This is a genomic window from Streptomyces sp. CA-210063 (assembly GCF_024612015.1).
GTDB lineage: Bacteria > Actinomycetota > Actinomycetes > Streptomycetales > Streptomycetaceae > Streptomyces.
The window spans coordinates 8,439,128-8,458,527 of the sequence record NZ_CP102512.1 but is presented as its reverse complement, the minus strand read 5'-3'; the positions used below and the strand labels follow the sequence as shown (position 1 = coordinate 8,458,527).

General features: G+C 71.3%; 16 protein-coding genes and 2 pseudogenes. 6 read left to right on the top strand and 12 right to left on the bottom strand.

Features of this window, described 5'->3' with window-relative positions:
• Nucleotides 1–89: 89 nt before the first annotated feature.
• Complete coding sequence (locus JIX56_RS36980; protein WP_257551320.1) at nt 90–1,508, bottom strand: GH39 family glycosyl hydrolase; 1,419 nt, start codon at nt 1,506–1,508, stop codon at nt 90–92.
• Nucleotides 1,509–1,675: 167 nt separating this feature from the next.
• Between JIX56_RS36980 and JIX56_RS36975 the strand changes: the two genes are divergently transcribed.
• Both JIX56_RS36975 and JIX56_RS36970 read left to right on the top strand, forming a co-directional pair.
• Complete coding sequence (locus JIX56_RS36975; protein WP_257547149.1) at nt 1,676–2,770, top strand: DUF5925 domain-containing protein; 1,095 nt, start codon at nt 1,676–1,678, stop codon at nt 2,768–2,770.
• Between the two features lie 15 nt (nt 2,771–2,785).
• Nucleotides 2,786–3,556 carry a DUF72 domain-containing protein gene (locus JIX56_RS36970; RefSeq protein WP_257547148.1) on the top strand — a complete coding sequence of 257 codons (771 nt, stop codon included), beginning with the start codon at nt 2,786–2,788 and terminating at the stop codon, nt 3,554–3,556.
• Nucleotides 3,557–3,573: 17 nt separating this feature from the next.
• On the opposite strand, the gene JIX56_RS36965 is transcribed toward JIX56_RS36970, so the two are convergent.
• Complete coding sequence (locus JIX56_RS36965) at nt 3,574–3,942, bottom strand: GntR family transcriptional regulator (RefSeq protein ID WP_257547147.1); 369 nt, start codon at nt 3,940–3,942, stop codon at nt 3,574–3,576.
• A 71-nt stretch (nt 3,943–4,013) separates the two neighbouring features.
• Here JIX56_RS36965 and JIX56_RS36960 point away from each other — a divergent pair, with 71 nt between their 5' ends.
• A complete protein-coding gene (locus JIX56_RS36960; protein ID WP_257547145.1) occupies nt 4,014–4,943 on the top strand; it encodes a GNAT family N-acetyltransferase in 930 nt (309 codons plus the stop codon).
• On the top strand, nt 4,924–5,427 hold the full coding sequence (locus JIX56_RS36955; RefSeq protein WP_257547144.1) for a DUF402 domain-containing protein: 504 nt from the start codon (nt 4,924–4,926) through the stop codon (nt 5,425–5,427). Before JIX56_RS36960 ends, JIX56_RS36955 begins: the two co-directional genes overlap by 20 nt.
• 34 nt (nt 5,428–5,461) lie before the next feature.
• Here JIX56_RS36955 and JIX56_RS36950 read toward each other — a convergent pair whose 3' ends face one another.
• On the bottom strand, nt 5,462–6,121 hold the full coding sequence (locus JIX56_RS36950; RefSeq protein WP_257547143.1) for a class I SAM-dependent methyltransferase: 660 nt from the start codon (nt 6,119–6,121) through the stop codon (nt 5,462–5,464).
• A gap of 137 nt (nt 6,122–6,258) precedes the next feature.
• Here JIX56_RS36950 and JIX56_RS36945 point away from each other — a divergent pair, with 137 nt between their 5' ends.
• Nucleotides 6,259–6,393 (top strand): hypothetical protein, encoded by a 135-nt coding sequence (locus JIX56_RS36945; RefSeq protein WP_086751667.1) that lies wholly within the window; start codon nt 6,259–6,261, stop codon nt 6,391–6,393.
• A gap of 14 nt (nt 6,394–6,407) precedes the next feature.
• On the opposite strand, the gene JIX56_RS36940 is transcribed toward JIX56_RS36945, so the two are convergent.
• From JIX56_RS36940 to JIX56_RS36920, 5 genes are all read right to left on the bottom strand, one after another.
• The gene (locus JIX56_RS36940; RefSeq protein WP_257547142.1) at nt 6,408–6,869 is read right to left on the bottom strand and encodes a GNAT family N-acetyltransferase; all 462 of its coding nucleotides are present in this window, start codon (nt 6,867–6,869) and stop codon (nt 6,408–6,410) included.
• Nucleotides 6,866–7,636, bottom strand: a complete 771-nt coding sequence (locus JIX56_RS36935; protein WP_257547141.1) for a dienelactone hydrolase family protein — start codon at nt 7,634–7,636, stop codon at nt 6,866–6,868. Before JIX56_RS36935 ends, JIX56_RS36940 begins: the two co-directional genes overlap by 4 nt.
• A 320-nt stretch (nt 7,637–7,956) precedes the next feature.
• Nucleotides 7,957–8,826 (bottom strand): esterase/lipase family protein, encoded by an 870-nt coding sequence (locus tag JIX56_RS36930; RefSeq protein ID WP_257547140.1) that lies wholly within the window; start codon nt 8,824–8,826, stop codon nt 7,957–7,959.
• 271 nt (nt 8,827–9,097) lie between these two features.
• Nucleotides 9,098–10,066 (bottom strand): DNA polymerase Y family protein, encoded by a 969-nt coding sequence (locus JIX56_RS36925; protein ID WP_257547139.1) that lies wholly within the window; start codon nt 10,064–10,066, stop codon nt 9,098–9,100.
• Nucleotides 10,063–13,611: a DNA polymerase III subunit alpha gene (locus tag JIX56_RS36920; RefSeq protein WP_257547138.1), complete on the bottom strand. Its 3,549-nt coding sequence runs from the start codon at nt 13,609–13,611 to the stop codon at nt 10,063–10,065. The genes JIX56_RS36925 and JIX56_RS36920 overlap by 4 nt, the downstream gene beginning before the upstream one ends.
• A gap of 199 nt (nt 13,612–13,810) precedes the next feature.
• On the opposite strand from JIX56_RS36920, the pseudogene JIX56_RS36915 reads away from it, so the two are divergent.
• A pseudogene (locus tag JIX56_RS36915) lies at nt 13,811–14,191 on the top strand (DUF3533 domain-containing protein); the annotation flags it as partial.
• A gap of 72 nt (nt 14,192–14,263) precedes the next feature.
• Here JIX56_RS36915 and JIX56_RS36910 read toward each other — a convergent pair.
• From JIX56_RS36910 to JIX56_RS36895, 4 genes and pseudogenes are all read right to left on the bottom strand, one after another.
• The gene (locus JIX56_RS36910; RefSeq protein ID WP_257547136.1) at nt 14,264–15,343 is read right to left on the bottom strand and encodes a S1 family peptidase; all 1,080 of its coding nucleotides are present in this window, start codon (nt 15,341–15,343) and stop codon (nt 14,264–14,266) included.
• A 455-nt stretch (nt 15,344–15,798) separates the two neighbouring features.
• A pseudogene (locus JIX56_RS36905) lies at nt 15,799–16,281 on the bottom strand (hypothetical protein).
• 211 nt (nt 16,282–16,492) lie between these two features.
• Entirely contained in the window at nt 16,493–17,395 is a 903-nt protein-coding gene (locus tag JIX56_RS36900) for a S1 family peptidase (RefSeq protein WP_257547134.1), read from the bottom strand.
• A gap of 507 nt (nt 17,396–17,902) precedes the next feature.
• Nucleotides 17,903–19,123 (bottom strand): DUF5685 family protein, encoded by a 1,221-nt coding sequence (locus tag JIX56_RS36895; RefSeq protein ID WP_257547132.1) that lies wholly within the window; start codon nt 19,121–19,123, stop codon nt 17,903–17,905.
• Nucleotides 19,124–19,400: the final 277 nt, after the last annotated feature.

The window sequence follows — 19,400 nt, the reverse complement described above, 5'->3', positions numbered from 1 at the left end:
GGGGCGCGGGGCTGTATCGATATGCGGCTCCGCCGCGTGGGCGCGACCAGCCACGACGGTCCCGCAGTTCCCCACGCCCCCCGCGGCAGTCACCTCTTGAGCCACTTCACCTCGTACGCACCCATATCGAACTTCTCACCGTCGATCTCCGCACTGATCCTGCGATCGAGGGTGTTGACCACGAGCACAGCCTTGTCATCGGCCAGCACCCGGACGTTCGGCTTGTCATCCGCCGCAACGGACACCGTCTCGTACCTGGTCCCCGGCGGAAACTCCTCGCTGAACCGGGACAGCAGGCCGTACATGGGCAGCGACTCGCCACCGTCCTTCGTGTCCGTGGGAGTCCACAGACACCCGGGGCACTCCCCGCTCTTCTCCTCCGGATTCCAGTAGAACCCGGAGGTCGCCCCACCCTTGGCCATCCCGATCAGCCCGGAGGCCTGGACGGCGACGCGACGGTTCTCGGACCAGCCATGGCGGTTGTCATCACCGTCGGCGGGCTCCACGTAGTACTCGGCCCACCACAACGGCAGGCCGGCGGAGCGCTCCCGCACCCACTCGCTCACGGCCGTGAACTTGTCGGTGGCCGCGAACTCGTCGGGGATCAGATCGTCGTCCTTGGAGTAACTGGACCCGTCCACCACCACGAAGTCCGCGCCGGCCTTGTTCTTGTTCCAGTAGTCGAACGCGTCGAGGACCCGCTGGTCCATGGCACCCCAGGGACCCTTCAGCGATGTCGACGCGTCCTGCTTCTGCCGCGGATCGAGACTGTCCATGACCAGATACGGCCCGCCGACCATGATGTCCTCGTCAACCTTCTTCAGGGCCTCGTAGACGAGGTTGTACAGCTCGGTGTACCCCTCGTAGTCCCAGCGGGCCTCGCTGTTGTTCCAGAAGCCCTTGAACTCGTTCCAGACGATGAAGTGCCGTACATCGGGGTAGCGCTTGGCGACGGTCGCGGCGAGGGCGGCGTAGTCCGCGAAGTGCTCCGGCTCGGGCGCGGTCTCCAGCGCGGCCTGGCTCCAGTTGGTGTTGTCGGCGCCGGACTCGCCGCCCTTCATCCAGTCGGGCGCGCAGCACAGGGTGACGACGGGGGTGCCGCCGGTGGCGCGGACGAAGTCGACGCGCCGGTCCATGTCCTCGAAGTCGTAACGCCCCTTGACGGGTTCGGGATTACCGGCGCCCCAGCCCATGATGTGCTGGATCTGCGGCAGGGGCTGCTCCCCGAGGCGTTCCTCGACGCGCCCGACGGCGGCCTCGCTGCCCTCGTCCGCGCTGAACTGGGTGTGGGTGAAGCCCCAGCCCACCTCGGGTCCGGTGGCCTCGGACGGGGTGGCGGGCGTGCCGTGCACCTTGTCGCCGTCGGGCGAGGTGCCGGCGGTGCTGCCGCCGTTCCCGGGAAGCGTGTTGAGCAAGGTCACGACCAGGGCGAGAACCGCCGCCGCCACGCCGAGCAGCGCGGTGAGCCGCCACCGCCGGTCCCCCGAATTCCACCCATGACGTCCCATCATGGGCAACAGTAACCGTGCGGGGTGGTGGTAGGGGAGCTTCCGCCGGTGAACTCGCGGGCAATCGGACCGACCGCGGGGGCGGGGAGCGCGGGCTTCGGCGGACACGACCGGCGCACTACGGAAAGCGGATGCAAGGGGAGCCCTCGGTGACGGATCATGGCGGCATGTCTGCCAACCCACACGACGCACTGCCGATCCGGCTCAACGTCGACGACAGCGACTCCCCGTCCGATGTCGTCGACGCGCTGTTCCTCGGCCGTTTCGCGACGGGCGAGCAGCCGTACGCGCACGCGGCGAACATCGACCGGGTACGGTCCGGGGCCACCCTGCTGCCGCCGGGCGCCCGGGTGCTGCGCGCGGCGCGGGACGACGACCGCAGCGCGACCCTCGCCGAGGGCGACGGCTGGACCGTGCTGATCTCCCGCTGGAACCGGGGCGCCGATGTCACGGTCACCGCGACCACCGCCGAGCTGGCGGAGAAGGTGCTCGGCCAGGCCACCGACGGCGCGGCCGACGAGCCCGAGCCACAGCCGGAGAACGTGACGATGGGCTTCTGGTACGTCTCGCCGCGCCGGGGCCCGCACCGTACGACCCGGCAGATCTCGGCGGGCACCTGGGAAGAGGTACGGCCGAACTACACGGCCCCGGTGGCGGACGCGATGGACCACCTGATGAAGACGACCCCCGAGGACATCGCGGGCCGTCTCCTGCTGCTGCACGGCCCGCCCGGCACGGGCAAGACCTCCGCGCTGCGCACGCTGGCCCGCTCCTGGCGGGACTGGTGCCAGGTCGACTGCGTCCTGGACCCCGAGCGGCTCTTCTCCGACGTCGGCTATCTGATGGACATCGCCATCGGCGAGGAGGACTCGACGGGCAAGGGCCGCTGGCGGCTGCTCCTCCTGGAGGACTGCGACGAGCTGATCCGCGGCGAGGCCAAGCACACCGCCGGCCAGGCGCTGTCCCGCCTGCTGAACCTCACGGACGGTCTCCTCGGCCAGGGCCGCAACGTCCTGGTCGGCGTCACCACCAACGAGGACCTGGAACGCCTCCATCCCGCCGTGGTCCGCCCCGGGCGGTGCCTCGCCCGGATCGAGGTGGGCGCCCTCACCCGCGCGGAGGCGGTCGGCTGGCTCGGCACGGAGGAGGGCGTCGGCCGTGAGGGCGCCACCCTGGCCGAGCTGTACGCGCTGCGTCGCGGCACGTCACCGACGTCCCTGCCGGAGCCTCGGGGCGGAGCGGACGCGGGCCTGTACCTGTAGTGCTTTGATGGCCGTATGACCCTGTTCGTCGGCACGTCGGGGTGGAAGTACAAGGACTGGCGGGGCGCCCTCTACCCGGAGGGCTGCCCCACCCGGCTGTGGCTGGAGGAGTACGCGGCGCGTTTCGCGACGGTCGAACTCAACAACGCGTTCTACCGCCTGCCGACGCGGGAGAACTTCGAGGCGTGGCGGGAGCGGGTGCCGGGGGACTTCGTGGTCGCGGTGAAGGCGAGCCGGTATCTGACCCACATCAAACGGCTGCGGGACCCCGAGGAGCCGGTGCACCGCCTGATGAGCCACGCGGAGGGTCTGGGCGAGCGCCTGGGCCCGATCCTGCTCCAGCTGCCGCCGACGCTGCGGGCCGACGCGGACCTCCTGGACACCTGCCTCGGCTGCTTCCCCTCCGGCACCCGGATCGCGGTCGAGCCCCGCCACGACTCCTGGTGGACGCCCGAGGTCCGCGAGGTCCTCGAGTCCCACGGCGCGGCCCTGTGCTGGGCCGACGCCCACTCCCGCCCGGCGACCCCGCTGTGGCGGACCACCGACTGGGCCTACCTCCGCTTCCACCAGGGCCGGGCCCACCCCTGGCCCCACTACGGCCGCCAGTCCCTGACGACCTGGGCCCACCGCATCGCCGACACGTGGCCCACCAGCGCCGACACCTACGTCTACTTCAACAACGACCCGCACGCGGCGGCCGTCGAGGACGCGATGACCTTCGCCCGCGCGGCGAGAAGGGCGGGCCTGAAACCGACCCGCACCCCGGATCACCTGGCGCGGGCCTAGGGCCCTAGCGACACTCGCTACTCCGCGTACGCGGCCCGCAGGGCGTCGCGGGCCGCCGCCAACGCCTGCGCCTCGCTGAGCCCGAGTCGGCGCACCCGCTCCGCGTACGACCCGGCGGCCGCCGCGGCCTCGCGCTCCGCGGCCGAGCCGGCGGCGGCCACGAAGGTTCCGTTGCGCCCCCGCGTCTCGATCACCCCGTCCGTCTCCAGCGCGCGATACGCCTTGGCGACGGTGTTGGCGGCGAGCCCGAGCTGCTCGGCGAGCCCCCGTACGGTGGGCAGCCGGTAGCCGACGGGGAGCGCCCCGGAGTGGGCCTGTTCGGAGATCTGGGCGCGCACCTGCTCGTAGGGCGCGGCCCCCTCCACGATGCGAATCTTCAAGGTCACGCGGCGATTGTCCCGCACCCACCGAAAATTCGGAGGCGACTCCCTGCGCCGCCCGCGTAGCGTGCGCTCACATGACAGTGATCGTGCGCGACCTCCGTGCCGCCGACAGAGCGGACGCCGAGGCCTTCGCCGACGTACGACGGCGGGCGCTGCCCTTCATGGTCAGCACCGCCGAGTCCCTGCTCCACGACGCCACGCACGCGCCGCCCGAGGCCCACCACCAGCGGCTGGTAGCCGAGGCGGACGGCGAGGTGATCGGCACCGCGCAGCTGGACATCGCCCATGACAGCCCCGTACCGGGCCAGGGCAACGTCAACGTGTATGTGCATCCGGAGCACCTGCGCCGGGGCGCGGGCGGTCTGCTGGTGCGCGCCGCCGAGGAGCGCCTGACCGCGGTGGGGGCGAAGCGGCTGCTCTCCTGGGTGCTGGACACCCCCGAGAACCGCGCGTTCGCCGAGCGGCGCGGCTACACGGCCAGCCGCTCCGCCCACTTCCTCCGCCTGGACCTGGCCCACGGCGCCCTCCCCCCGCTCGGGGCCTTGCCCGAGGGCGTCGAGCTGCGCACGGCCGCCGACTTCACGGACGACCCGCGCCCCCTGTTCGACCTGGACGCGGAGACGACGGCGGACGAGCCGGGCGACCTCGACGCGGAACTGGACGACTACGAGCTGTGGTGGGAGGAGACCTTCCGCCACCCGCTCCTCGACCACGCGCTGAGCACGGTGGTCGTCGTGGACGGCACGCTCGCCGCGTTCACCGCGGTCCGCACGGACGGCCGGGACCGCTACTTCACCGGTATGACGGGCACCGCCCGCGCCTTCCGCGGCCGGGGCCTCGCCAAGCTCGCCAAGAACGACTCCCTGCACCGTGCCCGCGCAGCCGGCTACACGGAGGCGTTCACCGGCAACGACAGCGACAACGGGCCGATGCTCGCGATCAACAAGTGGTTCGGCTACGAAGTGTGCGCCACGGAGGTGCGATATGTCCGCGAACTCGACTGACTCGATGGAGGAGTTGGACGTCGTCCTACTCAAGGCGGGCCGTACGAAGATCCGTTACCCCGCGCGGCTGTTGAGCGACGACGGCACCCGGATCGCGGTCCGCGCCTCCTGGGCGAGCGACGGCGTACGGGACTTCGGCTTCGTACGGTTCGAGCCCGGTGACGTCTTCACCGAGTACTACTGGCGCGACCGGTGGTACGCGGTGAAGGAGGTCCGGGACGCGCGGGGCACGCTGAAGGGCTGGTACTGCGACATCACCCGCCCGGCCACGTTCTCCGGTGGGGAACTCGTCGTGGAGGATCTCGACCTCGACCTGTGGCGCTCCGCGGACGGCACGACCGTACTACGGCTGGACGAGGACGAGTTCGAGGAGAGCGGGCTCGCGGGGAGCGACCCGGAGGCCGCGGCGGCCGCCGTCGCCGCCCTCGACGAACTCGAGGTGCTCGCCACCGCCGAAGGCGGCCTGGAGTCGCTGCTGGCGTAGACGGTGCTGAGGTGGACGGTGCCGAGGTGGACGGTCAGAGACGGGCCAGCACCGCGTACCGCTCGTCCTCCACCTTCCTCCCCCACAGCGAGGAGTCGTCCCCCAGCCACTCCACCACCGCGTCGGACACGAGCGGCGCGACCAGCCCGTGCAGCCGCTCGGCGGGTATGCCGACCGGGCTGACCGTGCCCCAGACACCCTCGACCAGCACGAGACGGCCTCCGGGCCGGAGCAGTCCGCACCAGCGGCGCAGGACGCGGGCCGGGTCGGGCAGGGTCCACAGGAGATGGCGGACGAGGACGACGTCGAACCGCTCCTCCCCGACGGGCGGTGCCGCCGCGTCGCCGACGAGGAACACGGCGGGGTGCCCGGCGAGTTTGCCGCGGGCGAGGGCGACCATGGCCGGGGAGGCGTCCACTCCGGTCACCCGGTGCCCCTGCTCGGTCGCGAGGAGTGACAGGCTGCCGGTGCCGCAGCCGAGGTCGAGTACGTCGCAGGCGCGGGGCGGCAGCCAGTCGCGCAACCGGGTCGCCCAGGCCTCCCGGACGACGGGATCCCGCAGGCCATGATCGGGTTCGTCGTCGAAAGTGGCGGCTTCCGCGTCCCAGTCGGGGGTCGCCGAGGGGGCATCCGCCGCCGGGTTCTTCGGTGTTTCAAGGGCTCGGGAGGTTTCACCGTCGTCGATGTTGGTCATGCCGCCAGAGTGACACCTGCCACTGACAGTCCAGATGGTGACAGCCGCCACTGACAGAGCACGAACGATGAGGAACGCTCCCGGAAAGGGTCTACCTCCGTGAAACCGCGGAACCCGGTAGACGCAAGGAGGCAGCCATGCGCCGTACGACCGTGCAGAAGCCCCTGAGGAAGTCCACGTCCCGCCGTGTGCGGGACGAGGCCGACGAACGCCCCGTAGAGCGCCGGGAAGTGCGAAAGGACATCGCGCGCACCTGGTGGCCGGACGGCTGAGCACCGTCAGGTGGTCAGGCGAGCCGCTTGCGGTAGTGGACGCGCTCGTGCGGCCCCTCCGCGCGACGCTCCACGACCTCGTAACCGAACTTCGGGTAGATCCTCTGGTTCTCCCACATCGCCGCATGTGTGTAGAGCCTGACTTCGGACAGGCCCAGGGCACGCGCGCGCGTGTCCACGAATTCCAGCAGCCGCCGCCCGACGCCCCGCCCATGGGCGTCGGGATGGACGGCGATGTTGTCGAGGAACAGATGGTCCTCGTACGCCTCGACGACCACCAGGCCGATCACGGGGTCCCCGGCCACGAAGACCCGCCCGGCTGCCACGTTCGCCGCGTGGTCCGCCTCCATGGGCTGCGGCAGCCGTCCGATGCGCTCGATGTAGCGGTGGTACGCGGCGTCCGTCACGGCCTTCACGGCGGCCACGTCGGCGGGGCCCGCGACTCTGATGGCCTGCTCGCGCGGCGCCTGCGTCATGAGCGGGGCCGTGTGAGGGTGCGGTCCAGGAGGTCCAGCAAGGCCGTCCAGTGGCGTTCCGCCGCCTCGGCGTCGTAGGAGGCGGTGTCGGCCTGGGTGTAGCCGTGGGACGCGCCCGTGTAGACCTCGGTGCGGTGGCGGACGCCCGCCTCGGTGAGGGTCTTGTCGAGCAGGTCGATCTGCTCCGGCGGCAGGGACGGATCCTGGTCGGCGTGCCCGAGGTACACCTCGCCGGTGATCCGGGGCACCGACAGGTGGGGGCTGTCGGGGGCGTCGGTCGCCAGGCCCCCACCGTGGAACCCGGCCACGGCGGCGACCCGCTCCGGGAAGGCACCGGCGGTGTACAGGGCCAGCCGGGCCCCCATGCAGTAGCCGGTGATCCCGACGGGCCCGGCGGCGGCCCGCGGGCTGTCGGCCAGCCACCCCAGATACGCCGCCGCGTCCCGCAGCGCCGACTCCGGCGTCAGCGCCCGCATGACGGGCATGATCTGTCCCCACAGCTCCGGACGCGCGCCCGGATCGATGAACTCGGGCAGATCGAACACCGGGGTCCGTCCCGACCGGTGGAAGACATTGGGGACGAGGACCGTGTACCCGGCACCGGCCAGGCGGTCGGCCATCGCCCTCAGATGCGGTCGCAGCCCGAACGCGTCCATGTAGAACAGGACCGCTGGATGCCGGGCGTCGTCGTCGGGGTGGACGAGGTAGGCGTCGGCGGTGCCGTCCTCGGTGGCGATGTCCACGGATGTTCCCCGCACAGCGGTCATGGGCGCTCCTCTGCTTCTCTCCGACTGATCCTCAGCCGGTCATCAACTGACATGAGCAGTCGGATTGTTCCGCGCCCAGGTAAGAAACGGATCACCGGCCGGTACGAGAACCCGTCTTCCTCAGCCCTCGGTTAGCCCCTCCTTAACGCCACCATAAGGATCTCTCGTACCCGCCCTCAGCAGGCGATTCCACGGTTCCTTGGGGCTAGCTTGCTGATCAGCCCCGCCAGGAGCGGCGGCCGGCACGGCCGCCGACGACTTCCGGGGCCTGTCGGGCGGCTCAGGCCGGACAGGCCCCGGCGTCTCCGCACATGCACGTGTCAGCCGACGGCCGAGAGGCAGGTCGTCGGGGTGGCACGGGCCGGATCCAGGGCGTTGACGACCTCGTGGAACGCGATGCGGTCGAGGAGGCCGACCGCCGCGTGTTCGGAGAGGTCGAGCGCGCAGAGGTCCTGGATGACGATGTTGCGTACACCGGGCCCGCTGAGGAACTGGGACTCGTACGGCGTGACCACCTCGTCGTACTTGGTGGCGAGGACCGTGTAGGTGACGCCCGGGACGGTGTCGCCGCCCGCGTTGAGCTTGGTCATGAAGGCGGATCCGGCCACCTGGTCGGCGAGGGCCGGGGTGGTGGTGGACAGCAGGTCGCCGGCACCGGGGAAGTACGTGAGGAGTTCGGTGAGGCCGTTCAGCGTGGTGCCGTGGTTGGAGGGCGCGATGCCGACGAGGGCGTTCACCTCCGCGGCTCCGCCGAGGAACTTGAGGTAGTAGCGGGGCATCATGCCGCCCTGCGAGTGGCCGACGAGGTCGGTCTCGGGGGCGCCGGTCGCGGCGAGCACCTTGTCGACGAAGGCGTCGAGTTGCTCCGCCGACTTGTCGACCGGGCCGAGCCCGTTGAAGAAGGCGACGCCGGGGAGCTGCCCGTAGTCGAGGGAGTAGACGCAGTAGCCGCGGTGCACGAGGTAGGGCGCGAGGCCCAGCCAGTTGTCGACGGAGTTGGCGAAGGTTCCGTGGACCAGGACGACGGGGCGGGGGTGGGCGCTGGAGGGTTTGCAGGAGTAGTCGTTCCAGCCACGGCTGGGCGCGGCGGCCGTGTCGGCGGCCTCGGCTGCGGCGGTGGGGACGACGGTCGCGGCGGTGGCCAGGCACAGGGCGGCCAAGGGTCTGAGCAGGCGTTTCCAGGGCAGCATCGGGTGATCTCCTTGCGGCTCAAGGGACGTGCGACGACGTTCGCCCTGTGATCCGGATCACGAGGATGCTGTTCTTCTTCGCCAAGTTACGGGCGAGTAGAAAAAGTGGGAAGTTACGCGTCAGTAAAAACTTCAAGTGATGGTCGTGGACGCTGACACGTGACGTCGAACCGTCACCGGACGGGCCTGAGGGGACCGTTGGGCGCGATGCGCAGCAACGACGGCACGCGGATCGTGCCGCCGTGGGCCTATGGACAGCCGTAGGAGGGGATTACGCGGCCAGCGTGCCCGGTGTCACCGCGTGCGGGCCGAACTTCGCGCGGGCCCGGTCGGCGACCTCCTCGATCCGGCGGGCCTTCTCGTCGGCGGGGTCGAAGGCGAGCTGGTGGGAGGCCTGGTCGGCGGGGGTCAGCCCCTCGACGCGCAGGGCGATCGCGCGGACGCGGGCGCGCTGGAGGCCGAGGGCGTCGTACAGGCCGTAGGCCACCGAGGTCAGCGCCGGGGAGTGGGCGGTCGGTTCCTTGAGGGTGCGGGTGCGGGTCGTCGAAGAACGGTCGGCGTAGCGGACGGTGAGGGTGAGGGTGCGGCAGACCTTCTCCAGGGCGCGCAGCCGGGAGCCCAGTTCCTCGGTGCCGGCGAGCAGGGCGCGGCGATGCCGGTCCGGGTTCAACTCGTCGTGGGGGAAGGGCTGTTCGGTGGCGAGGGAGCACGCGACGGCGTTCGGTACGACCCGGCCGCGGTCGACGCCGTTCGCCTTCTCGTGCAGTTCGCGGCCGGTCCGCGCGCCGACCAGGCGCTGGAGCGTGGACAGGGGCGCGCCGGCGACCCCGCCGAGGGTGTCGAGGCCGTACTCGCACAGCGTGCGGGCGGTCGCGGTGCCGACCCCGGGCAGCGCGCGGACGGGTAGTTCGGCGAGGAAGTCCACGACGAGGTCCTCGGGGACCGCGCACGGCGACCCGGGCGTGGCCGCCCCCAGCGCCAGCCGCGCCAGCAGCGGCCCCGGCCCGGCGCCGATCACACAGTCGACGCCGTACAGCGCGAGGGCGCGGACCCGGATCAGCCGGGCCAGCTCCTCGGCGTCCCGGCCGAAGTACCGTTCGGCGCCCCGCAGATCGGCCAGCGCCCCGTCGGGCGGCAGCGCCTCCACGACCGGGGTGAAGTCCTCGAGCAGGCCGAGGAGACCGGGCAGGGCCGCCTCGTACCCCGGTGGCAGCTGGAAACGTACGCAGAGGATGGTCATCCCGCACTCCCTGGACTCTGGTGCCACAACTTCCGTACCTGAGAAGGACCTTGTGAGGGCTCCGCGCCCGCCGGCCGCAGATCGGCCCACGGGTGCATCTCGTAACCGGTGGGCATGCGGATCCGGCGGCCGGTGTCGCCGCTCGCCGGTGCGCCATCGGTGTCGCCGCTCGCCGGTGCGCCCCCGGCGTCCACGGGCTCCGCCAGCCGGGGCGCCACCGCGTCGAGGCCGCCCTCGCGCCGCAGCTCCACCAGCTCGGCGAGGTTCCAGGCGGCCGCGCCCACCACGCTGAGGCTGCGCGGGCCGCGCCGCTGTACCACCCCACGCACCAGCAGCAGCCAGGAGTGGAAGACGGTGTGGGCGCAGGCGTCGTGGGAGTCGTCGAAGAAAGCGAGGTCGACCAGGCCGGTGCCGTCGTCGAGGGTGGTGAAGATGACCCGTTTGCCGGAGCGGATCGGCGGGGTCTGGGTCGCCGCCTTGGCGCCCGCGACCAGCACCGTCTCCCCGTGCCGCGCCTCCCGCAGCCGCCGCGCCGACACCACGCCCAACTCGTCGAGGAACTCCCGGTGGTCGTCCATCAGGTTGCGCGAGACGTCCATCGACAGCACGCCCAGCTCGGCGCTGAGCCTCTCGGCGGAGGACAGGTCCGGCAGACCGGCCGACGCGGTCCTGCGCCCACCCGCCAACGGCAGCTGGCCACCGCCCGCACCCCGGCTGCCCCGGTGCAGCTCGGTCAAGTGCAGTTGCAGATCACGCCGGTTGGCACCGAAGGCGTCCAACGCGCCCACCTGGGCCAGTCTTTGAGCCAGCGGTCGGCTCGGCCGCGCCCGCTCCCAGAAGTCCAGCAGCGAGGCGTACGGCTGCCCGTCCGCGATCCGCGCCGCCTCGGCCTCACTGATGCCGTGCACATCGGAGAGGGCGAGCCGGATTCCCCACACCTTCTCCTCTCCCGACCCCCTTGATTCAGACACCAGTTCGATACGGTGGGCGACCGCCGACCGGTTCACGTCCAACGGCAGGATCGGCACCCCGCGCCGCCGCGCGTCCGCCAGCAGCAGCCGCTTCGGGTACATCCCGGGGTCGTGCGTGAGCAACCCGGCGTAGAACGCCGCCGGATGGTGCGCCTTCAGCCACGCCGACTGGTACGTCGGCACCGCGAAAGCCACCGCGTGCGCCTTGCAGAAGCCGTACGACCCGAAGGCCTCGACGATCTCCCAGGTCCGGGCGATCGTCTCGGCGTCGTACCCCTCCGCGGCCGCGCGCTGCGCGAACCAGACCCGGATCCGCCCCTGCGACTCGGGGTCGGAGAGCCCGCGCCGCACCTGGTCCGCCTCGTCCCGGCCGCAGCCGGTCATGAGGTGCACGATGTCGATGATCTGCTCATGGAAGACGACCACGCCGTACGTCTCCCGCAGCGGCTCCGCCAGATCGTCGTGCGGGTAGCGGACCGGCGCCCGCCCGTGCCGGGCCGCGATGAACGGCCGCACCATGTCGGCGGCGACCGGACCGGGCCGGAAGAGGGAGATGTCGACCACCAGGTCGTGGAAGGTGGCCGGCTGGAGCCGCCCCACCAGGTCCCGCTGCCCCGGCGACTCGATCTGGAAGCAGCCCAACGTCTCGGTGGAACGGATGAGTCGATAGGTCGCCGGGTCGCCCGCGCCCCGCTCGAAGTCGAGCGCGTCCAGGTCGACCCGCTCCCCCGTCGCCCGCGCCACCTCCGCCACCGCGTGCGCCATCGCCGACTGCATCCGCACGCCCAGCACATCGAGCTTGAGCAGCCCGAGGTCCTCGACGTCGTCCTTGTCGAACTGGGACATGGGGAACCCCTCGCCGCTGGTCGGCATCACCGGCGTACGGGCGAGGAGGGAGGCGTCGGAGAGGAGCACCCCGCACGGGTGCATGGCGACTCCGCGCGGAAGGGCGTCGAGGGATTCGACCAGCTCCCACAGACGGCCGTACTTCGCCCCTTCCCGCTGAAACTCCCTGGCCAGCTTCCTGAGTTCGGGCAGCTCTTCGAGCGCGGCCCGCGCGTCCCGCGCCCGGATGTGCGGGAAGGACTTGGCGATCCGGTCGATGTCGGCGGGGTCCAGGGAGAGGGCCGCACCCACGTCGCGGACGGCGTGGCGGACACGGTACGTCTCCGGCATCGCGACGGTCGCGACCCGCTCCGTGCCGAACCGGTCGATGATCGCGCGGTAGACCTCCAGGCGGCGCGCGGACTCCACATCGATGTCGATGTCGGGCAGCGCGACCCGCCGCTTGGACAGGAACCGCTCCATCAGCAGACCGTGTTCGACGGGGTCGGCGTGGGCGATGCCGAGGAGATGGTTGACGAGGGAGCCGGCGCCGGAGCCCCGCGCGGCGACCCTGATCCCCATCTTCCGCACGTCGTCGACGACCTGAGCGACCGTCAGGAAATAGGAGGCGAAGCCGTGGTGGGCGATGACGTCCAGCTCCTGGTGCATCCGGTCCCAGTACGCACGCCGGGTGTCGTAGCCGTGCCGCATCATCCCGGCCGCCGCCCGTGAGGCCAGCGCCCGCTGGGCGGTGCGGCGGCCCGCGCCGACGAGGTGCGGCTCGGGGAAGTGGACGGTGCCGAGGCCGAGGTCGTCCTCCGGGTCGACGAGGCACTCGGCGGCCGTGGCCCGGGTCTGCTCCAGCAGGCGGTACGCGGCGCCGCGGCGGTAGCCGGCGGCCTCGACGACCCGCTCGGCGACGGCCAGCATGGCGTCCGCCCCCTTGAGCCAGGCCTCCCCGGAGTCCAGCTCGCCCCGGGGGTCGACGGGGACGAGCCGCCGGGCCGCGTCCAGGACGTCGGCGACCGGGCCCATACCGGGGTCGGCGTACCGGACGGCGTTGCTGAGCACCGGACGGATCCGCTGCTCGGCGGCGAAGCCGACGGTACGGGCGGCCAGCCGCAGCGAACCGGGGCCGGTGCCCTCGCGGCCGTGCCACACCGCTTCGAGACGCAGGGCGTCGCCGTACACCTCCCGCCAGGGCACGAGGAGCTTCGCGGCGCGGTCGGGGCGCCCGGCGGCGAGCGCGCGCCCCACGTCGGAGGCCGGCCCGAGCAGCACGGTCAGGCCCTCGGCGGCACACTCCGACCAGGGCAGCAGCGGCGGGCTCTCACTTCTGCCCCCGCCCTCACCCTCACCCTCACCCGCGCCCGCGCCCGCATGCGCCGCCGAAACGATTCTGCATAGCTCGGCCCACCCCTTGGCGCCGTCCCGGGCGAGGAACGCCACCCGAGGAGTCGACTCGTCGATGAAGGCACCACCGCGTACGGGGGTCCGTCGCCGCGCCTGCCGTACGGCCGCCCCCTCGACGGCAGACGCCACCGCCAGCTCCACCCCGAACAGCGGGCGGATCCCCGCCCTCGCGCAGGCCTTGGCGAACCGGACGGAGCCCGCGAGGGTGTCCCGGTCGGTGAGCGCGAGGGCGTCCATGCCCCGTTCGAAGGCACGCTCGGCCAGCCGCTCCGGGTGCGAGGCGCCATAGCGCAGGGAGAACCCGGAGGCGGTGTGCAGATGCGCGAACCCCGACACACGCACCTCCCGCACTCGACTCAACCACTCGACTCGAACATCAGTTCACAGCCTTCCCGTCTCCACCATAGACCACTTTTCGAACTTGCGTGCGATCGCCCTTCGGCCCCATCCCACCTGCGCAAACACCCTCCGCCCCGGACCGTGGGGCCATGACACAGACGGCCGACCCCGCCCAGGTCCTTCCTGGAAGAACTCGGGGAACGTGGCCGCCCTGCGGGGGCTGGGAGCGCTGGTCGTCTTGGCGAGGGGCGCGGCCACGCCGGCGCTCCAGCGCGTCGTCGGGATCACCGGCATCGGCGTGGCCGTCCCGCTGGTGGCGATCGCGGGCAACCCGAGCGCGGGCGGCGCCCTGCCGCCGCTGCTGCCGCCGTTCTGGGAGCTGCTGCTGCCGCCGTCCTGGGCGGCGATCGGCCCGGCGCTGCCACCGGGGGCGGGCGGCTGGGCGGCCCGCTCGATCGCGTACTTCAAGGGCAACGACATCACCGGGCCACTGCTGGTGCTCTCGGCCTGGGCAGCGGCAAGGGCCGCCATCACCGTGGTGATGGCGGCCCTGGAGAAGAAGCCGGAGGGCCGGCCTTGGAAGCGTGACCTCGACCTTCCAAGGCGTGACCCTCCGGCCCTCCGGCACTTCGGCCTTCCGGCCCTCGCCTCAGCCGATCTGCGTACCGGTCGCCGACAGCGCCTCGGTGACGGGCTGGAAGAAGGTCTCGCCGCCCGAGGTGCAGTCGCCGCTGCCGCCGGAGGTGAGGCCGATGGCCTTGTCGCCCGAGAAGAGCGAGCCGCCGCTGTCGCCGGGCTCGGCGCAGACGTCGGTCTGGATGAGGCCGTTGACGATGTCGCCGCTGCCGTAGTTCACGGTGGCGTCGAGGCCGGTGACCGTGCCGCTGTGGACCTGGGTGGTCGAGCCGCTGCGGGTGACCTCCATGCCGACGGTCGCCTCGGCGGCCCCGCTGATCGCCTGGGTGGAGCCGTTGTAGAGGTTGACCTCGCTCGGGTGATCGACGTCAGCGGTGTACTTGACCAGGCCGTAGTCGTTGTCCGGGAAGCTGGAGTCCTCGTTCTCGCCGATGACCTGGCCATCGGCCGACCACGTGGAGATGCCCTCGGTGCAGTGACCGGCCGTCAGGAAGTACGGCTCGCCGCCCTTGACCACGTTGAAGCCGAGGGAGCAGCGGCCGCTGCCGCCGGTGATGGCGTCGCCGCCCGCGACGAAGGGCTTGAACTCTCCCTCGGTGCGCTTGAGTTCGGCCTTGGCGCCGAGGCCGTCCACGACCTTCGTCAGCTTGGCCAGCTCGGCCTCGGAGACGGTGCGGTCCGCGGTGACGACGACCTTGTTGGTGGTCGGGTCGGTGGCCCAGGAGGTACCGGGGATGGTGGCGTCCTCCTTGAGGGTCGTCCGGGCGCCCTTCAGTTCGGCGAGGGAGTTCTCGACGATGCGGGCCTTGGCGCCGGCCGCCTCGACGGTCTCGGCGGCGGCCTCGTCGAGCACGTTCACGACGAGGAGCTTGCTCTTCGCGTCGTAGTACGTTCCCGCCGCGTCGGTGCCGAGGTCCGCGTCGAGGGTGAGGGCGAGCTTTCCGGCCGCCGTGATGGAGAGCGCTTTCAGCTCGGGGGTCGGTGCGGTCTCACTCGCGTTCGCAGTCTGGAAGGTCACTCCCGCGGCGACCAGTGCGGCGATGCCCGCACCCGTCACGACGGCACGGCGCCTGGGTATGCGTCGGTGCTTCAACTTACGTCCTCCTGTGGGGGGTTGGCCGACAGGGGCGTGGGGGCCCCATTCGACCGGAAGGCGTACGGGCAAGGAGGCGACGGACGATAAAAAACGCCGCGTCCATGCCAACTGTGCGGCGCCAACTATTCCTAGGCGCACAGGGGACACACAAGGTCGACTTCAGGCCGAGCACACAACCCGAGCGCACGCCCCCTATGCCATTACCGTCCGGTAACGTCCCACCTCGCGATCGCAGGAATTCACACTGCAAACACAGGAAGCAACGACCTCCTGCGCAACGGGTGAGGTCTAGTCCTGTCTGAAAATCACCCTACAGAGGTCCGGTTTCAAACGGGTCCCGAGGGGCGGGAGTTGCTTCCGCATCGGTTTCAGAAGCACGAGGCGCAGCCCCTGCTTTTCAGGGGCGCGGGGAACTGCGCGAGAAGCCCACCTGCCCGTGGCCCGATCACCGGCTACGGCGCACCATGCGGCGGCGGGTGCGCCACCCCCTGAACCGGCGGAGCCCCTTGCTGGGCCCTCTCCAGGAACCGCAGCAGCTCCACCGGGAACGGCAGGACGAGCGTGGAGTTCTTCTCGGCCGCCACCGCCACCACGGTCTGCAGCAGCCGCAGTTGGAGCGCGGCGGGCTGCTCGGACATCTCCTTGGCGGCCTCGGCGAGCTTCTTCGAAGCCTGCAGCTCGGCGTCGGCGTTGATGACCCGGGCCCGGCGCTCACGGTCGGCCTCGGCCTGCCGGGCCATGGACCGTTTCATGGTCTCGGGCAGCGAGACATCCTTGATCTACGTGAAGCCGGGCCCGCGCACGTTCGGCCTCAGCCGGCCGAGCCGGAAGACCACCCCCCGCTCGTACTGCCTCACGACCCGCGCCGCCGACATCACGTACGCCGTGCCGACGGACGCGAGGGCCACCCCCGCCGTCACCAGCTCCTCGACCATCACGGCCCCCAGGGTCCGAAGTGGGCGTATGAGAGGAAGTACTCACGGGCGGTGCGCGCCTCGGCGCGCACCCGCACGCATCTTGACGGTAACTCCGCCGCCCGAACGAGGGCGAGCCCCCGCACGTCATCCGTGCGGGGGCTCGTCTGCTGCCGGCCACTGCCGGGGTGGGCGCCGATGCCGGGGGGAAGTGCGCCGGCGCCCGGTCGGTCTAGAAGACGCTGACGCCGTACGCGCTCAGGGCCTCGGTGACCGGCTGGAAGAAGGTCGTGCCACCGGAGGTGCAGTTGCCGCTGCCGCCGGAGGTGAGACCGTACGCCACACCGTTGCTGCCGTAGAGCGGGCCGCCGGAGTCGCCGGGCTCGGCGCAGACCGTGGTCTGGATCATGCCGTAGACGACGTCGCCGCCACCGTAGTTCACGGTCGCGTTGAGGGCGGTCACGCGCCCGGTGCGGGTACCGGTGGTGGAGCCGGTGCGAATGACGTTGGTGCCCACGCTCGGGGTGGCCGCGCTGGTGATGTCCACGCTGCCGGCGGTGCCGTCCTTGGCGATGGTCGTGTTGCTGTAGCGCACGATGCCGTAGTCGTTGGTCGGGAAGCTCGACCCGGTGGTCGGGCCGAGGACCGTGGTACGGCCGGAGTTGGAGTACCAGGTGCCCGCGCCGTCGGTGCAGTGACCCGCGGTCAGGAAGTAGTAGGTGCTCCCGCTGCGGACGTTGAAGCCGAGGGAGCAGCGCCAGCTACTCGCATAGATGGCGTCGCCGCCCTTGATCAGCTTGTTGAACTTGCCGGGGGTCCGCTTGATCGTCAGGGCGTCGGCGTTCTCGCCCGCCGCCTCCTTGATCTGCGCGAGCTCCGTCTTGGAGACGGTGCTGTCGATCGTGACGACGAGCTTGTCCGTCGCCGGGTCGATCGCCCAGGCGGTGCCCGGGATGTCGGCCTTGAGCACCGAGGAGCTGGCGCTCTTCAGTTCGGAGGCGCTGAACGTCTGGGTGCCTGCCGCGTTGGCGCTGGGAACCGTGACGGCGGCCGCGGCCACGAGTCCGGTGGTCACGGCGATCAGCCGGGTCCGTCTCGCTATGCCGCTGCGGGGGGTGGTGCGCTTGATCCTCACTATTCGTTCCCTCCAAAGGGAAGTCGGGGGCCCGCGTGGGGTCGGGGCCCGTGAGGCGCAGATCAGGGACATCGGTCCGGATTCCGAACACGCCGTGCCCCTGACAAGGCGCTGGGGGGAAGTATTCGGCCGCACCGCCGACCCACGCAAGAGTGCCTTTCGGCCTCTCGGGATCCAACCGGCGCACCCTCCACGACAGTTGATCCCACCAGGCCATATGTGCGGGTTCTGTGTGAATGCTGAGCACCCTCCGGCAGGACCGGCCAACGGGTCATCGGAGCAGGCCACAAGAGCCGGGAGCGCCGAGCACCATCATCGTCGGCCGCGACGGCGATCACCGCCCGGGGCAGCCGGTCGGAGTACCCGGGCACGCCACCCGGGGTGTCCGGAAGTCATGTGTTGACCTGTTCAGGTGTTCAGCCCCGCCACGTGGGTTCGGGCAGCCGAACACCGGTGCCGTCACCATGCGCGGCGGGGGCCACTCCTCGATGACGTCCCGCCACCGTTTCAGCAGTCGCAGCCGCAGCACTCGCACGCGTCACAGCAGTCGGAGTCCCGGCAACAGCCCTTACGCCTCTTCCGGGACCAGGGGCCCTCGTACTCCTTCGCGCAGCACATCTGGCAGGTGCAGCACAGCAGCGAGAACATCCCGCATCCCGCCCAGAACCCCCGCCGCCTCGGCGGCTGCGGCGACGGCACCCCACCGAGGCCACCGCCGTGGGCCCCGCCCCCACCGCCGAACGGATGTCCACCGCCTCCGGCATACGGGTTCCCGCCACCGCCCGCGTACGGATTCCCGCCGCCCGCATACGAACTGCCGTACGGGTCGCCCTGCTGCGGCGCCCCACCCCCTTGATGGGCCGAGCACACCGGCACCGCACCGAACGACCGGTCCACCGACCTGCGCAACTCGTGTACGAGCAGCAGATGGGCCAGCTTGCCGTCCACGAAGTCGGCCTCGCGCAGGGCGAGCCGGATGCCGTGCAGGGCGTCGTCGGCGAGCCGCCGGGCCTCGGCCAGGGAGGTCCTCGTGGCGGTCAGCGGATTCCACGCACCGGAGGCGGCGTCGTCGGCCTGGTCCTCCACCGCGTCCAGCAGATGGGCGAGCCGGCCGAAGAGACGTCCGGCCTCGGCGAGCGGTTCGGCGTTGCCGGGGCGGCCGGCCAGTACCGCGGTGTACGCGAAGGCCGCCGCGGTCGCCGTCTCGGTCGGTTCGGTGACCGTCAGCAGCGGGGTGCCCGGCCCGGCCAGCGTCTCGATGCCGATCTGCCGGTCCACGGCGTCGACCAGCAGCGCCGTGTCGAACCCGATGTCCGTTCCCGTACGGGCGCCCGCGCGCCCCCAGCTCGTCGCGATCCGGCGCGCGGCGAGCGCCACCGGTTTGCGGGCGAGCAGTCCGTCTCCGTCGGCCAGGTGGTCGCGCACCTTGGCCGAGGCGAGCACCAGCGAGACGGCGGCGGCGAGCCGCGCGCCCTCGCCCTGGGCGACGGAGGCGGTGCGCATCCCGCGCAGCGGGCAGGGCCCGGCGGTCCGTCGCCAGTCGGTGCTCCGCTCGGCCTGAGCTTCCGTCAGCACCGAGACCAACAGGCCGTCGTAGTTGGTGACGACCCGGGCGAACTGCCCGTGGTCCCCGCGCAGCGCGAGACAGAGCCCGCACAGATGCGCCATCCATTGTGTCCGCAGGCCTTCACCGAGCCGATGGCCGCAGGGCCTCACTATTCCGAACACGACACTCCCCCGTGTCTCCCCCGCTGTCTCCACGCGCTCGCGGATGTCGCCGCATCGTAGTCGCCGGAACGTTCACCCGGACGCACCGACACTCACCCAAACGCCGCGAACAATATTATTTCACTCTCCGTCAGCAGGTGTGTACAGCGAAGCCCTTGGGGCACATGGACTCTCGACGAATTCGTTCTGCACCAGTACCGTCACGAAACCCCCGTGCGGCGTCTATCCACTTGGCGAGACATCCGCATCATGGACGACGATAGGGATGCGGAAAGTA

Bases quoted from the DNA above. Each gene is read 5' to 3' on its own strand.
- JIX56_RS36980 (WP_257551320.1), bottom strand. From the start codon at position 1,508: ATGGGACGTCATGGGTGGAATTCGGGGGACCGGCGGTGGCGGCTCACC.
- JIX56_RS36975 (WP_257547149.1), top strand. From the start codon at position 1,676: ATGTCTGCCAACCCACACGACGCACTGCCGATCCGGCTCAACGTCGAC.
- JIX56_RS36970 (WP_257547148.1), top strand. From the start codon at position 2,786: ATGACCCTGTTCGTCGGCACGTCGGGGTGGAAGTACAAGGACTGGCGG.
- JIX56_RS36960 (WP_257547145.1), top strand. From the start codon at position 4,014: ATGACAGTGATCGTGCGCGACCTCCGTGCCGCCGACAGAGCGGACGCC.
- JIX56_RS36955 (WP_257547144.1), top strand. From the start codon at position 4,924: ATGTCCGCGAACTCGACTGACTCGATGGAGGAGTTGGACGTCGTCCTA.
- JIX56_RS36950 (WP_257547143.1), bottom strand. From the start codon at position 6,121: ATGACCAACATCGACGACGGTGAAACCTCCCGAGCCCTTGAAACACCG.
- JIX56_RS36945 (WP_086751667.1), top strand. From the start codon at position 6,259: ATGCGCCGTACGACCGTGCAGAAGCCCCTGAGGAAGTCCACGTCCCGC.
- JIX56_RS36940 (WP_257547142.1), bottom strand. From the start codon at position 6,869: ATGACGCAGGCGCCGCGCGAGCAGGCCATCAGAGTCGCGGGCCCCGCC.
- JIX56_RS36935 (WP_257547141.1), bottom strand. From the start codon at position 7,636: ATGACCGCTGTGCGGGGAACATCCGTGGACATCGCCACCGAGGACGGC.
- JIX56_RS36930 (WP_257547140.1), bottom strand. From the start codon at position 8,826: ATGCTGCCCTGGAAACGCCTGCTCAGACCCTTGGCCGCCCTGTGCCTG.
- JIX56_RS36925 (WP_257547139.1), bottom strand. From the start codon at position 10,066: ATGACCATCCTCTGCGTACGTTTCCAGCTGCCACCGGGGTACGAGGCG.